Raw genomic sequence first — 15,834 nt, 5'->3', positions numbered from 1 at the left:
GTCACACCAATTCGCTTGACTCAGCGATCAGCGGAACTGATCGCCGGGGGTTAGGCCTTGACAACCGTCCCCTGGATCGCCCTGCCCCAGTCGAGCAGCGGCTTGGCGCCAAACGTGAACTCGACGAGATCGTCGACCAGCGCCGGCGAATGGATCGTCGCCGGATCGATGTCGTGCCGCACCACGAAATGCCGGTTGCGCACCGCTTGGGCGAGATCCTCGTCGTCGACATCCTCGAAACCACGCGGCGCCCGCTTCAGGCGGTCTTCCGCATCGAGCTCCAGGCCGGCCTTCTTGAGCGATGCGACCATGGCGCGGAACGCGGCCGGCTTGGTCACAATCGCTTTGCGCATCGCTTGCAGCAATTCAGGCGCCGGCTGCCACCAGGCGACGCCGGCAAAGCAGCGATCGAGCCCGATATGCACATAGAAGACGCCCTGCTCCATCTTGGTGCCGTCGGGCGACAGGATCGCCGAGAGATGCCGGTTGTAGGGCCGCTTGTCTTTTGAGAAGCGCACGTCGCGATTGATGCGGAAAAGCGACCTCTTGCGGTCGCCGCGCAAGCCGAGCTTGGCCGCTTCGAAACGCTCACTGAGCGTCTCGACCAGATCGCAGAACGGCCCGTGCAGCTCGCTATCGAAGAGGTCGCGGTTCTCCTGGAACCACTCGCGGCTCTGGTGGAAGTCGAGCGCCTTCAGGAACGGAATGGCTTTCTGCCCAAACCCCTTGAACGCGCCTGCCATCAGCCGCCCCTGCCGATGCGCTGCAGCCAGGTGTCCTCGTCGATCACCTCGATGCCGAGGTCGCTCGCAACTTTCAGCTTCGAGCCGGCGCCCGGACCCGCCACCACAAGGTCGGTCTTGGCCGAAACCGAGCCCGCCACCTTGGCCCCGAGCCGCTCCGCCATCGCCTTGGCTTCCGAACGCGTCATCTTTTCCAGCGAGCCGGTGAACACCACCGTCTTGCCGGAGACTTCGCTGCCGGCTGAGATTTCCACGACATAGGGTTTCGGATGAACCTGCGCGAGCAAGGCGTCGAGCACGTCGTCATTGCGCTCATTGCCGAAGAAATCGCGCAGCGCGTTGATCACCGTGTCGCCGATGCCGTTGATCGATGGGAACACGCTGTGCGGATTCTCCGCCTTTGCCATCTCCTTGCCGACACGGATCAGTTCCTCGATGGTCGAGAACTGCCGGGCAAGCACCGCCGCCGTCGTCTCGCCGATATGTCGGATGCCGAGCGCGAAGATGAAGCGGTCGAGCTCCGGCTCGCGGCGCGCGTCGATGGCGGCGAACAATTTGTCGAGGCCCTCATAATTGCGCTCCTCGACGCTGCGCACGTTCTTGCGGGTCTTGCCCGAGGCTTCCTCGCGCAGCTTCGCCTGCTCCTCGCGCCGCTCCGCCAGCGCCCTCATGACCGCCGGGCGGCGATCCTTCAGCGTGAAGATATCGGCCGCGGTCTTCACCAGCCCCGAATTGAAGAACAGGTCGATATTCTCCGCGCCGAGGCCCTCGATATCGAGCGCGCCGCGCGACACGAAGTGGCGCAGCCTTTCGACCGCCTGGGCGGCGCAGATCATCTCGCCGGTGCAGCGGCGGCGGGAATCCTCCTTGCCTGTCTTCTCGTTGATCTCGCGCGTCGCTGGCGAGCCGCAGACCGGACAGGTATGCGGGAATTCGTAAGGCACGGCATTGGCCGGCCGCTTGTCGATGACGACGCTGACGATCTGCGGGATCACGTCCCCTGCCCGCTGGATCACCACCGTGTCGCCGATGCGCACGTCGATGCCGTCGCGGATCGGCTGGCCGTTGCTGTCGAAGCCTTTGATATAGTCTTCATTGTGCAGCGTGACGTTCTCGACCACCACGCCGCCGACCGTGACCGGCGCCAGCCGCGCCACCGGCGCCAGCGTGCCGGTGCGGCCGACCTGGATGTCGATTCTCTCGACCGTGGTCATCGCCTGTTCGGCCGGGAATTTGTGAGCGATTGCCCAGCGCGGCTCGCCGGTGACGAAGCCCCAGCGGCGCTGCAACTCGAGCTGGTCGACCTTGTAGACGACGCCGTCTATGTCGTAGCCCAGCGAGGAGCGCTGCTCCTCGATCCGGTGGTAGTGCGCGATGAGTTCGTCGATCGACTTCGCCCGCACCATCAGCGGGCTGACCTTGAAGCCCCATTCCTTGAACTTCTGCACTGAATCATACTGCGTCGGAGCGGGGTCCGCTGTCGTGTAGCCCCAGGCGTAGGCAAAGAATTTGAGGTTCCGGCTGGCGGTGACTGAAGGATCCTTCTGGCGCAGCGATCCGGCCGCCGTATTGCGCGGATTGACATAATCTTGGCCGCCGACAGCCGCCGAGCGCTGTTTCAGCGCTTCGAATTCGGCATAAGTCATGTAGACCTCGCCGCGGATCTCGATGATTTCCGGCCAGCCCGAACCTTGCAACTTCTTCGGGATATCGGCGATGGTTTTCAGATTGGCGGTGATGTCCTCGCCGACGGTGCCGTCGCCGCGCGTCGCGCCCTGCACGAAGACGCCGTTCTCATAGCGCAGCGAGGCTGACAGCCCGTCGATCTTCGGCTCGGCCGTGAAGGCGATGTCGAGGTCCTTGTCGCGGTCGAAGAAACGCCTTCCGCGTTCGATGAAATCGGCGACGTCCTGGTCGGTATAGGCCTTGGCGAGGCTGAGCATCGGCACCGCGTGCCGCACCTTGGCAAAGCCTTCTGCCGGCGGCGCCCCGACCCGGCGCGACGGCGAATCCTCGCGCACGAGATCGGGAAAGCGCTCTTCGATGGCGAGGTTGCGTCTTGCCAGCGCATCGTATTCGGCGTCCGAGATCGTCGGCGCGTCCTCGGTGTGATAGCGCCGGTCGTGCTCGGCGATCTCCGCCGCGAGCCGCTTCAGCTCCTCCGCGGCCTCGCCTTCGCTCAACGATTCGACTGGTTTTTCCGACATGAAACGCGGTCCTCGAATTATGGCGGGCCACTATAAATCAGGATTCGCTGCGAGGGAGTCGGATTGCGAAGAAATCATTGCTGAACAGCGGGATGCAGCCATCTGCTGACTCGGCCTGCCAGCGTCCGAAAATCTTAAGCTGCGGCAGTGTTCTCGCGCAGCAACCTCTCGGCAGCGGCGCGCGCCTCGTCGGTGATGACGGCGCCGGCCAGCATGCGCGCGATTTCCTCCTGGCGCGCGGCGCGGTCCATTTCGGCGATGCCGGTGGCGACGCGGTCCTTGCCGCCGGATTTGGAGATCAGGAAATGCGTTGCGGCGCGCGCCGCAACCTGCGGCGCATGCGTAACCGAAAGCACCTGCACCCGCTTTGACAGCCGCGCCAGCCGCTGGCCGATGGCGTCGGCCACCGCGCCGCCGACGCCGGTGTCGATTTCGTCGAACACCAGGGTCGGCGCCGAGCCGCGATCGGCCAACGCCACCTTCAGCGCCAGAAGGAAGCGCGAGAGCTCGCCGCCGGAGGCGACCTTCATCATCGGGCCCGGCCTGGTGCCCGGATTGGTCCGCACCCAGAATTCGACCTGGTCGATGCCCTCTTCCATGCGGTTTTCGGCATCGCTTTTCATCTCGACGATGAACTCGGCCCGTTCGAGCTTGAGCGCCGGCAGTTCCGCCATCACCGCCTTGGTCAGCCCCGCCGCTGCGGCGTGGCGCAGCGATGACAGCTGCGCGGCGGAAATATCGTAGGCTTCGCGTCCGGCGGCGGCCTGCTTTTCCAGCGCATGCAGCCGCTCCTCGCAGGCATCGAGATCGGCAAGATCGGCCACCATCGTGTCGCGCAGCTGCGCCAGGTCGTCGACCGCGACATTGTGCTTGCGCGAAGCGGCGCGCAGCGCGAACAATCGCTCCTCCGCCTTCTCCAGCCGCTGCGGATCATATTCGGTGGCGCGAAGCGCGGCGTCCACGCCCGATTGCGCCGCATCGAGCGAGATCATCGCCTCGTCCAGCGATTTCACCACATCGTCGAGCAGGCCGGGCGCTTCGCTGGACTTGCGCTGCAGCCGGCGTAGCAGGCTGGCAAGCTGTGGCAGCGGCGAGGACGGTCCCGACAGCACGTCCTGCGCGTCATGGATCTCGGCGGCGATCTTTTCCACGCGCATCATCGTCGCGCGCAGTTCCGCAAGCTCAGTCTCCTCGCCCGGCTGCGGATCGAGTTTCGCAAGCTCGGTGACGGAAGCGCGCAGATAATCGGCCTCGCGCGCCGCCGCCTCGACCCTGGCGCGATGCCGGGAAAGCTCCTGCTCGCAGTTTCGCCAGTAGCGCCAAGCCTCGCCCGCGCCTCGCACGGCGCCCAGATGGCCGCCGAAACTGTCGAGCAACTCGCGATGCGCGCCGGGATCGACCAGGGCGCGCTCGTCATGCTGGCCGTGGATCTCGACCAGCGCGCGGCCGACATCGCGCATCAGCGTGACGCTGGAGGGCTGGTCGTTGACGAAGACGCGCGTGCGGCCGTCGGCCGTCTGCACGCGGCGCAGGATGATGTCGCCATCGTCCTCGATGTCATTGTCGGCGAGCAGCGCACGCGCCGGATGGTTGCGCGGCACGTCGAACACGGCAATGACCTGGCCTTGCGCGGCGCCGTGGCGGACGAGCGATGCATCGCCGCGCGCGCCGAGCGCCAGCGACAATGCGTCGAGCAGGATGGATTTGCCGGCGCCGGTTTCGCCCGTCAGCACCGAAAGTCCAGGCAGGAAGTCGATGTCCAGCTTCTCGATCAGGACGATATCGCGGATCGACAGTCTGGACAGCATCGCAAGCTTCAGGCGCCGGTGATCAGCTTCCCGGCCTTGGAGATCCACGATCCGGCATTTTCGCGCGGCTCAAGCCCGTTGCTCTGCAGGAGCTTGTAGGAGTCCTTGTACCACGGGCTGTCCGGATAATTGTGACCAAGCACCGCCGCGGCCGTCTGCGCTTCCGAGGTCAGGCCCATCGCATAATAGGACTCGGTCAGGCGCGCGAGCGCCTCCTCGACATGGCGGGTGTTGGAATAGTTTTCGACCACGGCGCGGAACCGCTTTACGGCGGCGATGTATTCGCGGCGCTCCAGGTAGTAGCGGCCGATCTGCATCTCCTTGCCGGCAAGCTGGTCGTTGGCGAAGCGGATCTTGTCCTTGGCGTCCGGGACATATTCGGAGTTCGGCCAGCGCGTCACCAGATCCTGCATGGTCTGAATGGTCTGGCGCGCCTCCTTCTGATCCTGGGTGACGTCCTTGATCTGCCGGTAGTAGCTCAAGCCGATGATGTATTGCGCGTAGGCGGCGTCGTCGGTCGACGGATAAAGCGTCAAATAGCGCTTCGCGGTTCCGATCGCCTCGTCGTAATTGCCGGCGCGATAATCGGCGAAAGCGCCCATCACCATCGATTTGCGCGCGAATTCCGAATAGGGATGCTGGCGATCGACGGCGTCGAACTTCTTGCTGGCCTCATCGAGGCGGCCGGCATTCATATTGGCCAGGCCCTGATTGTAGAGAACGTCGGCCGGTTCGGTCTGGTCGACATAGGTCGCCAGGTTGACATCCTTCTCGGAGGACATGCAGGCCGACAGCACGAGCGCGGGAGCAACCACCGACAGCGCCAGCAAAACACCCCGACGCGGCGCTACCGATTGACCAACTCGCGAAAAAAACATGTTTGGATTCCGCCCCTTCGGCGTCGTTTCGGTCCGGGCCGAAGCCATAAACCATTATCCCCTTGCCCGGCAACGCTATGTCCGGCCAATCGCACATTTTTGTGGCCGGCTGACGCTACGCCGGAGATTGTCCAATTTCAGCTATTCGTGATGCAATCATGCAACACAAGCCGACCTATAAAACCAGAAAACGGTTAAAAATCAGATCACCCAAGGTGCGTAGACCGGCCGGCTGACGGCGATCATCTCGGCGACGCGGCCGCGCTCGCGGCGCCTCGTCTCGACGATCTCGAAAGCCGTGTGGTCGGAAAGCAGCCGGCGCAACGCAGACGCATTCATCCGGTGGCCGCCGCGATAGGAACGGAAACAGCCGATGAAGCGCGCGCCGGCCAGTGCGAGGTCGCCCATCGCATCGAGCGTCTTGTGGCGGGCGAATTCATTGGGGTAGCGCAGCCCGCCGACATTGATGACGCGGTTGTCGTCGCCGATGACCAGCGAGTTTTCCAGCGACGAGCCGAGCGCGTAGCCGGCGGCCCAGAGCCGTTCGACATCCTTCATGAAGCCGAAAGTGCGGGCCCGCGCGATGTCGCGGCGGAAGATGTCGGGATTGATGTCGGAGGCGAATTGCTGGCGGCCGATCGCCGGGCTTTCGAAATCGATCTCGACCTCGAATCGCGTGCCGTCATAGGGGCGGAATTCCGCCCAGGATGCGCCGGCTTCCACGCGCACCGGCTTGACGATGCGGATATAGCGGCGCTTCACCGCCAGCGTCTCGATGCCGGCCTGGTCGATGGCTTCGACGAAAGCCGTGGCGCTGCCGTCCAGTATCGGGACTTCCGGACCATCGATCTCGATGATGAGATTGTCGATGCCGAGGCCGAACACCGTCGCCATCAGATGCTCGACGGTGCCGATATGCTCGCCCGCCGGATCGCCGAGCATGGTGCAAAGATCGGTGGCGCCGACTTCCGCGACCAGGGCACGGAACTCGCGGGGCTGGCCACCATTCGAAAGATGGAAGACGATGCCCGTGTCAGCATCGGCCGGCAGGAAATGAACGGTGACGGTTTTGCCGCTATGGACGCCAATGCCAGCCAGCGTCGCGCGCGATTTCACTGTCGTCTGATAGTCGTGCAAGAGTAACCCCATAGCCCCAAATGCCTGCGTCCGCTCTATCGGCCTTGGGTATCTTGCAGCCAGGTGATGGCCTGGCGCTCGCATTGGATGCGGCAAAATAAGCAAGAGCGTGCGGCTCTGTGTGATCGGCAGGCAGGGCTACTCCCCGAATCCCGGCAAACCGACTTTAGTCCGTGGCGAAGATAATGGCCCGCCTTGGAGACTCCAAATCACGGTTTCTTACCCTGTGTAACTGCGGGACAGTGTCAAAAGCGACTCATAAGCCACTGTTTTTCAACAGTTTTATAAAAGCAACAGGCAGACGATTTCTCGCCTGCCTGTTAACAACCGTTATATATCGTTAACGATCGGCGTTACGCCGTATCGATCAGTTGGCCTGGCGCCGCAGGAAGGCCGGAATTTCCAGCTGGTCGTCTTCCTGGACCGTGCGGGCCTGCGGTGTCAGCCGGCCCTGGTCGTCGAGCTGGCCGCGGCGCGGCGCGTAGAGCTGCGGGTCCTGGCTGGCGAGACGGCGCATCTCGGGCGCGGCCTGGCGCAGCTTCGGCTCGCGCGGCTGCGCCGGCTGAAGCCGGGCCGGCTCTTCCTCGCGGCGGGTAAGACCGTTGGTCAGCCGCTTGATCAGCCCCATCGGACCGCTGTTCTCATGGTCCGCGGGCCGGCTCTTGGCTTCGACCTCGGCCCTTACCACCGGCGGAAAATCTTCCACGCGCGGCATGCGCTGCGGGGCAGCGGCCAACGGCTGCGGCATCTCGCGCTGCGGCGCGGGCTGCTGCATCACCTGCTGCGGCACCACCGGTTGCGGCTGCGGCTGGGCGGGCGGGGCCTGGAAGATCTTGCTCTGCGGCCGGAAGTCGTCGACCGGCGCGGGGCGCGGCTGCGCCATGGCGGCGTTGGCCTCGGCAAGCTGGATCGCTTCCGCGACCGGATCGACCGCGCGCGGCTCATAGGCCTGCGGCTGAACCGGAGCGGGGCGAATTTCGGCAACCGGAGCCACCGCCGGACGGGCGGCCGGCTTCTGCGGCGCGCGGATCGAGATCGGCGCAGCCGCGATTTCGGCCGCCGACTTGTCGATGCCGGTGGCGACGACCGACACGCGGATCACGCCTTCCAGTTCCTCGTCGAAGGTAGCGCCCAGGATGATGTTGGCGTCCTGGTCGACCTCCTCGCGGATGCGGGTGGCTGCCTCATCCACCTCGAACAGGGTCAGGTCGCGGCCGCCGGTGATCGAGATCAGCAGGCCCTTGGCGCCCTTCATCGACGTTTCGTCGAGCAGCGGGTTGGCGATGGCGGCTTCAGCGGCGGCCATCGCGCGGCCCTCGCCCGAAGCCTCGCCCGTGCCCATCATCGCCTTGCCCATCTCGCGCATGACCGAGCGGACGTCGGCGAAGTCGAGGTTGATCAGGCCTTCCTTCACCATCAGGTCGGTGATGCAGGCAACGCCCGAGTAGAGCACCTGGTCGGCCATGGCGAAGGCATCGGCGAAGGTGGTCTTGTCATTGGCCAGCCGGAACAGGTTCTGGTTGGGGATAACGATCAGCGTGTCGACGCATTTCTGCAGTTCCTCGATGCCCATGTCGGCCGTCTTCATGCGGCGCTGGCCCTCGAAATGGAACGGCTTGGTGACGACGCCGACGGTGAGGATGCCCTTCTCGCGCGCCGCGCGGGCAACGACCGGAGCAGCGCCCGTGCCAGTGCCGCCGCCCATGCCGGCGGTGACGAAGCACATATGGGTGTTGGAGAGGTGATCGATGATCTCGTCGATGCACTCTTCCGCCGCCGCGCGGCCGACTTCCGGCTGCGAGCCGGCGCCGAGGCCTTCGGTGACATGCGCGCCGAGCTGGATCAGCCGCTCGGCCTTCGACATCGTCAGCGCCTGCGCGTCGGTGTTGGCCACCACGAACTCGACGCCGCGCAGGCCGGCTGTGATCATGTTGTTCACGGCATTGCCGCCGCCGCCGCCGACACCGAACACGGTGATGCGGGGCTTGAGCTCGGTGATGTCCGGCTTCTGCAGATTGATGGTCATTGTCTCCGTCCTTTGCCTTTCCCGCCGCCTCGCCGCTGCGGCCGCCTATGGGGCTGTCCCCGTCAAATTAAAAACTGTCTCTCAACCACTGACTCATGCGATGCAGTTTTCCGCCTGTTCCGGTCATCCTGAAACCGGAAAGTCCTTTCGCCGAATGGCTCTCGAAGCTCGCCATCTGCGGATAGATCATCAGTCCGACCGAGGTCGAGAACGCCGGGCCCTTGGCCGCTTCCGGCAGGCCTGCGACGCCCAGTGGCCGGCCGATGCGCACATTGCGCCCGAGAATGCGGCGCGCCGCTTCCGGCAGGCCGGCAAGCTGGCTGGCGCCGCCGGTGAGCACGACGCGCTTGCCGACGGCATTGCCGTAGCCGGACTTGTTCAGCCGGTCGCGCAGAAGCTCCAGCGTCTCGTCGATGCGAGCGCGGATGATGCGCGTCATCATCGAGCGCGGGATCTGCAACGGTACATCGCCCTCCTCGCCGATCGGCTGGATCGAGACGAGGTCGCGGTCGTCGGCGCTGCCGGGCAGCGCCGAGCCATGCATCACCTTCAGCCGCTCCGCGGCATCGAGCGAGGTCGACAAGCCCTTGGCCATATCGAGCGTCACGTGGTTGCCGCCGATGGCGATGGCGTCGCCATGCACGAACTTGCCTTCCGAGAAGACCGAGATGGTCGTCGTGCCGCCGCCCATGTCGATACAGGCGGCGCCCATCTCGAGCTCGTCATCGACGAGCGAGGCAAGCCCGCTGGCATAGGGTGTCGCCACCATGCGCTCGACCGACAGATGCGAGCGGTTGATGCAAAGCTCGAGGTTGCGCATCGGCGCTGCGTCGCCCGTCAGCACATGCATGTCGACGCCAAGCGCATCGCCCACCATGCCGCGCGGATCGCGCATGCCGCGCTCGGCGTCGAGCGAGAAACCGACCGGCAGCGAATGGACCACCTCGCGCTCGGCCCGCAGCGCCTGCTTGGCGCCGGCGGCGAGCACACGCTTGATGTCGACTTCCTCGACCTGATGACCGCCGAGATTGATCGTCGCCGAGAAGGCTTCGCTCTTCAGCCGGCCCGCCGTCATGTTGACGATGAGGGAATCGACCGTAAGCCCTGCCATGCGCTCGGCCGCATCGACGGCAAGCCGGATGGCATGCTCGGCGCGATCGAGATCCACCACCACACCCGACTTCACGCCTTGCGATTTCTGGTGGCCGATGCCGATCACCTGGATGCGATGCGAACGCCCGCGCAGAAGCTTGCCGTCCTCGTTCGGCTTGAGCTTCGCCACAACGCAGCAAACCTTGCTGGAGCCGACATCGAGCACCGTGAGCGTGCCCGACCGGCGCGAAGAAGCATCACCGCTGCCGCCAAGCCAGCTCATATCTTCGTCTCCGCCTTGCGCTTGGCCAGGTTCTTCGGCTTGTCGCTGAGCGCGGCTTCGCGCTGCGTCGCCGCTTCCGGCGAAAGCTCCACGACCAGCCGGTCGGAGAGCCGCATGTCGACGGCGGCGATGTCGCGCGCCAAAAGCCCGTTGTCATGATCGATCTTGACGAGTTCGGCGATCGCCTGATCTTCGTCATCTTCCGGCAGCTTGACCGTGATGCCGTTCTCAAGCCTCAGGTCCCAGCGGCGCTCGCCGACACGGATGTAGCCTTTTACCCGCGCCGCGAGATCGGGATAGCGCTTGATCTTGTCGAGAAAGGCCGGCGCCATCGCCGGCGCGCCCGCGCCGATGATCAGCGGGAGCAGCGCCTGCTTGCCGCCCGAGAACGGCGCGATCACCTCGCCCGACCGCTCAATGACCGAAACTGAAGTGCCCTGCTGCCACAGCGCGAAGGGCTCGCGCTCCTCGATGCGCACTTCCAGCGTATGCGGGTAGATCTTGCGGACCGCCGCGCCCTCAACCCAGGGCAGCGTCGCGATGCGCTCGCGCGCGGCCTCGGCATCGAAGCCGATCAGCGAGGTCCAGCCGTCGAGACCGAGCCGGTCCAGCACATCGATCTCGGAGGTCTGGCGGTTGCCGACGACCTTGATCTGGTCGACGGCAAAGCCGGTGCGGGCCGTGATGCCTTGCACGATGCTGTCGCCGTAGCCGCCGAGATAGGCGCCATAGGCGCTGCTCGACGCGATCAGCGCGACGGAAAGGATCGCCGCCGAAAAGCGCGGTGCCTCATACTCGCCGCCGCACAGGCGCGCCAGCACGCGCATCGGCCGGCGGAGCTGACGCGGCAACACGAAACGGTCGAATGACAGCGACATGCCGAACAGCGCGAGACCAGTCGCACCGCCGCCATTACCCTGTCCCCACCTCAACGCAGACACGAAGCGTCCTCCACCATCCAACTCAACAAATCGCCGAACGAGTGTCCCGCTTGCGCGGCGATTTCAGGCACCAGAGACGTCGGCGTCATGCCCGGCTGAGTGTTGACCTCGAGCCAGACAACCTCGCCGTTTTCGGAGTGACGGTCGTCGTAACGGAAGTCCGATCGGGAAACGCCCCGGCAACCAATGGCAAGATGAGCCTTGAGGGCCAGTGTCTGTATTTTTTGGTAAATATTCGGTGAAATTTTAGCAGGGATTTCGTGTTTTGATCCGCCCGGAACGTATTTTGAATCGTAATCGTAGAAGGAATGCCCGGTCGGGATGATCTCGCAGACGCCAAGCGCCACATCGCCCATCACCGCACAGGTCAATTCGCGCCCATGGATGTAGCGCTCGACCATGACGATCTCGCCATATTGCCATTCGGTCGAGCCGATCACCTGCGGCGGATGCGACTGCCCCTCATGCACGATGACCACGCCGAAGCTCGACCCCTCATTGACCGGCTTGACCACATAAGGCGGCTTCATCGGATGCTTGTTCTGGATGGCGAAGCGGTTGACCACCTTCGATTCCGCGACCGGAATGCCGGACGCCTTGGCAATTTTCTTGGCCTGCTCCTTGTTCATGGCCAGCGCCGAAGCGAGCACACCCGAATGGGTGTAGGGAATTGCGAGATATTCGAGAATCCCCTGGATGGTGCCGTCCTCGCCGAACGGACCATGCAGCGCGTTGAAGGCGACATCGGGCTTGAGATCGGCAAGCACAGCCCCGACATCGCGCGAAACATCGACACGGGTGACCTGATAGCCTTCACTCTCGAGCGCATCCGCACACGCCTTTCCCGAGGACAGAGACACGGGCCGCTCCGAGGAGAATCCACCCAGGAGGACAGCCACATGCTTCTTCTTCATTCCCGTCATCCCCTCTCACGCCGGGCCTGCAACCGATATTCCCGCACCGCATTTCCGCGCATTGAGTCCGAGTCTTCCGGCAGGTTGCCCCCCAGACGGAAAACGCGGCTGAACGCGTCGAACGACTCAAATCAGGAAACGCTTTAGGGCAGAGAATCAGAGAGTTGATTCGCTGGCAAGTACCTAAGATTCCGAGAGATTCACTTTCCGCGAAAACGGCCGCAAAAAGTGATTTGTGAGTCTTTAAGGCAACGGTTTTGCGGCCGTTTCAGACCGCTGGAAGTTCAAGCATCACATGAACTTAAGCCTAAACTAAAGAAGCTGGCCAAGAAACTCCTGCACCGCATGGTCAGGCCTGAAATTGCCGAGGCGCTTGATCTCCCAGTGCAACCGGATGCCGGAATTTTCGAGCACGCGCGCCCGCACCGTCTCGCCGAGATATTCGAGATCGTAGCCGGTCGCCGTGCCGGTGTTGATCATGAAGTTGCAATGCATCGGCGACATCTGCGCGCCGCCGATCATCAGCCCGCGGCAGCCGGCCTTGTCGATCTCCTTCCAGGCCGAGGTGCCTTCCGGATTCTTGAAGGTCGAGCCGCCGGTCTTCTCTCTGATCGGCTGCACCGTCTCGCGATGGTTCTGCACCGCATCCATCGCCGCCTTGATCGCCGCCTTGTCCTCCGCAAACCCTTCGAAAATGGCCGAGGTGAAGATCAGGCCGGCGGGCGCCGACGAATGGCGATAGGCATAGCCCATATCGGCATTGCTCAGCGTATGGAGATTGCCCTTACGGTCCAGCGCCCTCACCTCGACGACCCGCTCGCGGGTCTCGACGCCGTTGGCGCCGGCGTTCATCCTGAGCGCGCCGCCAACGGCGCCGGGGATGCCGTGATAGAAATGAAAGCCGCCGATGCCGGCCTCATAGGCCACCGCTGCGAGGCGCTTGTCCGGCGTTGCCGCTCCTGCCTTGATCGTGGTTGGCCCGGTGGCCTCGGCCTCGCCAAAACCTTTGGCCGAGAGCCTGACGACGAAACCAAGAATGCCGCCGTCGCGCACCAGAAGGTTGGAGCCGACACCGACCACAGTGACCGGTATCTCTTCCGGCACGGCGCGCAGGAAGGCGGCGAGGTCTTCCTCGTCGGCCGGCTGGAACAGCGCCTCCGCCAGGCCGCCGGCCCGGAACCAGGTGATCTTGTCCATCTCGGCGTTCGGCGTGACGCGGCCGCGCAGGCCGGAAAGCTTGTCGCCGAGTTTATCGATCAGGTCCTGGCCGCGCATCATGACGGCGTCCCACCAAGTTCCTTGGGCAGCGCATAGGCCCATTGCGTGATGTTGCCGGCGCCGAGGAAGACGACGAAATCGGCGGGCTTGGCAAGCTCGCGAATGGCGGGCGCGATTGCCGCCTGACCCTCGATATAGCGCGCGTCTCGGTGCCCGCCGGAGCGGATGCGCGACACCAATGCGTCGGAAGTCACGCCTTCGATGGGTTCCTCGCCGGCCGCGTAGACCGGCGCCACCATGACCGTGTCGGCGTCGTTGAAGCAGACCGAGAATTCCTCGAAGAGGTCGTGCAGCCGGGTGAAACGATGCGGCTGCGCAATGGCGATCACCCGCCCCTTGGTCGCGCTGCGGGCGGCCTTCAGCACCGCCGCGATCTCGACCGGGTGGTGGCCGTAGTCGTCGAACACCTCCACGCCGTTCCACGAGCCCGTACGGGTGAAGCGCCGCTTGACGCCGGCGAAGGACGAAAGGCCCTTCTTGATCGCCTCGGCCGAGAGGCCGAGCTCATGCGCCACCGCGATCGCCGCCGTCGCGTTGGAAACATTGTGCCGGCCGGGCATCGGCAGGCGCAGGTCGTTTATCGACGTCGTGCCCCGTCCCTTGCGGTCGCGGATGACGACATCGAATTCGGAGATCGCGCCCTGCATGCGATGGTTGGTGAAGCGCACGTCGGCCTGCGCGTTCTCGCCATAGGTGATGACGCGCCGGTCCTCGATGCGGCCGACCAGCGCCTGCACTTCCGGATGGTCGGTGCACATCACGCCGAAGCCGTAGAACGGTACGTTCTCGACGAACTGACGGAACGCTTCGCGCACCTTGTCGAAGCTGCCATAGTGGTCGAGATGCTCGGGATCGATGTTGGTGACGACGGCGATATCGGCCGGTAGTTTCAGGAAGGTGCCGTCGCTCTCGTCGGCTTCGACCACCATCCACTCGCCATCGCCCATGCGGGCATTGGTGCCGTAAGCGTTGATGATGCCGCCATTGATGACGGTCGGGTCGAGCCCGCCGGCCTCGAGCAGCGTCGCCACCATCGAGGTGGTCGTGGTCTTGCCATGCGTGCCGCCGATGGCGACTGCCTGGCGGAAACGCATCAGTTCGGCCAGCATCTCGGCCCGGCGCACGATCGGCAAAAGCTTCTCGCGCGCAGCCTTGAGCTCAGGGTTGGATTTCTTGATCGCGGTCGAAACGACCACGACTTCGGCGTCGCCGACATTCTCGGCCTTGTGGCCGACGAAGCATTCTATGCCCTTTTCGCGCAGCCGCTGCACATTGGCGCCGTCGGCCTGGTCGGACCCCTGCACCTTGTAGCCCAGATTGTGCAGCACCTCGGCGATACCGCTCATGCCGATGCCGCCGATGCCGATGAAATGCACAAGGCCGATCGTCTGCGGCATCTTCATGGGCGCGTCCTCCTGTAGTCCGAAACCGTTTTGCCGGACGCAATAGCCTCTGTCAGATCGGCGAGCAACCGCGCCGCGTTCGGTTTCCCGGCCGAGCGGGCGGCGGCGGCCATGGTCGTTAGCCGGTTCGGGTCCTTGACCAGTCCGCCGACCAGCTCGGCGATGCGTGCCGCCGACAGCGTCGACTGCGGATGAAGCTCGGCGCCGCCGGCGGCGGCAAGGGCTGCGGCATTCGCCGCCTGGTCGTGATCGAGCGCGTGCGGGTAAGGTACCAGCAGCGCCGGCCGGCCGATGACGGCGATTTCCGAAACCGTCGAGGCGCCGGAACGCGACATCACCAGATGCGCCGCCCCGATGCGCGCCGCCATGTCGGTGAAGAAGGGCGAAACCTGGGCGTCGACGCCGAGATCGGCATAGGCCGCCTTCACCCGCGCCACATCCTCGGCGCGCGCCTGCTGGGTGATGACCAGCCGCTTGCGCAGCTCTTGCGGCAGCAGCGCGATCGCCGCAGGCACGGCATCGGAAAAGAACTGCGCGCCCTGGCTGCCGCCAAACACCAGGAAGCGGAACGGCTCGCCCTCGTTGGACGCCTGATACGGCGTCTTCGCTGCTTCGAGGATCTGCGGCCTGACCGGATTGCCGGTGGTCACGGTTTTTGCGCCGACGGCGCTCGCTCCTTCCGGCAGGAAGCCGCCGGCTATCGCGTCGACGCGGCGGGCGAGCGCCTTGTTGGCGCGGCCCATGACGGCGTTCTGCTCATGGATCAGCGTCGGCACTCTTCGCCTTGTCGCCGCATAGAGCGGCGGCAGCGTCGGATAGCCGCCGAAGCCGACGACCGCCTCCGGCTTGATCCTGGCGATCACTCGGCTGGTCTCTCGCACGCCCTGCCAGATTTTCCAGAAGGCCGAGAGCATGGCGACCGGGTTCTTCGAACCCAGCGTGGCCGAAGGGATCGTGTGAATGTCGGCTGCCGGGAAATGGCGGGAATAGCGCTCGGCGCGATGGTCGGTGGCAAGATGCACCTTCCAGCCACGCTCGTTCAACTCATGCGCCAGCGCCTCGGCCGGAAACAGATGTCCGCCCGTTCCACCAGCCGCAAGCAGGATGATACCCTTCGCCATCCC

At 64.6% G+C, this 15,834-nt stretch carries 12 protein-coding genes; all 12 read right to left on the bottom strand.

Annotation, left to right across the window (positions count from 1 at the left end):
* Nucleotides 1-50 precede the first annotated feature (50 nt).
* The 12 genes from LB528_RS07050 to murG all read right to left on the bottom strand — a co-directional run bounded on the left by LB528_RS07050 (nucleotide 51) and on the right by murG (nucleotide 15,831).
* Nucleotides 51-743: a DUF2461 domain-containing protein gene (locus LB528_RS07050; protein WP_224714324.1), complete on the bottom strand. Its 693-nt coding sequence runs from the start codon at nucleotides 741-743 to the stop codon at nucleotides 51-53.
* Entirely contained in the window at nucleotides 743-2,950 is a 2,208-nt protein-coding gene (ligA, locus tag LB528_RS07045) for an NAD-dependent DNA ligase LigA (protein ID WP_224516455.1), read from the bottom strand. Before ligA ends, LB528_RS07050 begins: the two co-directional genes overlap by 1 nt.
* Before the next feature lie 134 nt (nucleotides 2,951-3,084).
* A complete protein-coding gene (gene recN, locus LB528_RS07040; protein ID WP_224714323.1) occupies nucleotides 3,085-4,758 on the bottom strand; it encodes a DNA repair protein RecN in 1,674 nt (557 codons plus the stop codon).
* Nucleotides 4,759-4,766: 8 nt separating this feature from the next.
* A complete protein-coding gene (locus LB528_RS07035) occupies nucleotides 4,767-5,636 on the bottom strand; it encodes an outer membrane protein assembly factor BamD (protein WP_224516453.1) in 870 nt (289 codons plus the stop codon).
* 201 nt (nucleotides 5,637-5,837) lie between these two features.
* Nucleotides 5,838-6,785 (bottom strand): UDP-3-O-acyl-N-acetylglucosamine deacetylase, encoded by a 948-nt coding sequence (gene lpxC, locus LB528_RS07030; RefSeq protein WP_224516452.1) that lies wholly within the window; start codon nucleotides 6,783-6,785, stop codon nucleotides 5,838-5,840.
* 355 nt (nucleotides 6,786-7,140) lie between these two features.
* Nucleotides 7,141-8,799 (bottom strand): cell division protein FtsZ, encoded by a 1,659-nt coding sequence (ftsZ, locus tag LB528_RS07025; protein ID WP_224714322.1) that lies wholly within the window; start codon nucleotides 8,797-8,799, stop codon nucleotides 7,141-7,143.
* A gap of 67 nt (nucleotides 8,800-8,866) precedes the next feature.
* Nucleotides 8,867-10,174: a cell division protein FtsA gene (gene ftsA, locus LB528_RS07020; protein ID WP_224516450.1), complete on the bottom strand. Its 1,308-nt coding sequence runs from the start codon at nucleotides 10,172-10,174 to the stop codon at nucleotides 8,867-8,869.
* Complete coding sequence (locus LB528_RS07015) at nucleotides 10,171-11,115, bottom strand: cell division protein FtsQ/DivIB (RefSeq protein ID WP_224714321.1); 945 nt, start codon at nucleotides 11,113-11,115, stop codon at nucleotides 10,171-10,173. Before LB528_RS07015 ends, ftsA begins: the two co-directional genes overlap by 4 nt.
* Nucleotides 11,103-12,029 carry a D-alanine--D-alanine ligase gene (locus LB528_RS07010; RefSeq protein ID WP_224714320.1) on the bottom strand — a complete coding sequence of 309 codons (927 nt, stop codon included), beginning with the start codon at nucleotides 12,027-12,029 and terminating at the stop codon, nucleotides 11,103-11,105. The genes LB528_RS07015 and LB528_RS07010 overlap by 13 nt, the downstream gene beginning before the upstream one ends.
* Nucleotides 12,030-12,341: 312 nt before the next feature.
* Nucleotides 12,342-13,307 carry a UDP-N-acetylmuramate dehydrogenase gene (gene murB / locus LB528_RS07005; protein WP_224714319.1) on the bottom strand — a complete coding sequence of 322 codons (966 nt, stop codon included), beginning with the start codon at nucleotides 13,305-13,307 and terminating at the stop codon, nucleotides 12,342-12,344.
* The gene (gene murC, locus LB528_RS07000) at nucleotides 13,304-14,710 is read right to left on the bottom strand and encodes a UDP-N-acetylmuramate--L-alanine ligase (protein WP_224714318.1); all 1,407 of its coding nucleotides are present in this window, start codon (nucleotides 14,708-14,710) and stop codon (nucleotides 13,304-13,306) included. Before murC ends, murB begins: the two co-directional genes overlap by 4 nt.
* Nucleotides 14,707-15,831 carry an undecaprenyldiphospho-muramoylpentapeptide beta-N-acetylglucosaminyltransferase gene (murG, locus tag LB528_RS06995; RefSeq protein ID WP_224714317.1) on the bottom strand — a complete coding sequence of 375 codons (1,125 nt, stop codon included), beginning with the start codon at nucleotides 15,829-15,831 and terminating at the stop codon, nucleotides 14,707-14,709. Before murG ends, murC begins: the two co-directional genes overlap by 4 nt.
* Nucleotides 15,832-15,834 lie beyond the last annotated feature (3 nt).

It is taken from the genome of Mesorhizobium sp. CA4 (assembly GCF_020165075.1).
GTDB lineage: Bacteria > Pseudomonadota > Alphaproteobacteria > Rhizobiales > Rhizobiaceae > Mesorhizobium.
The sequence above is the reverse complement of the archived record's forward strand: the minus strand, read 5'-3'. Positions and strand labels throughout refer to the sequence as shown.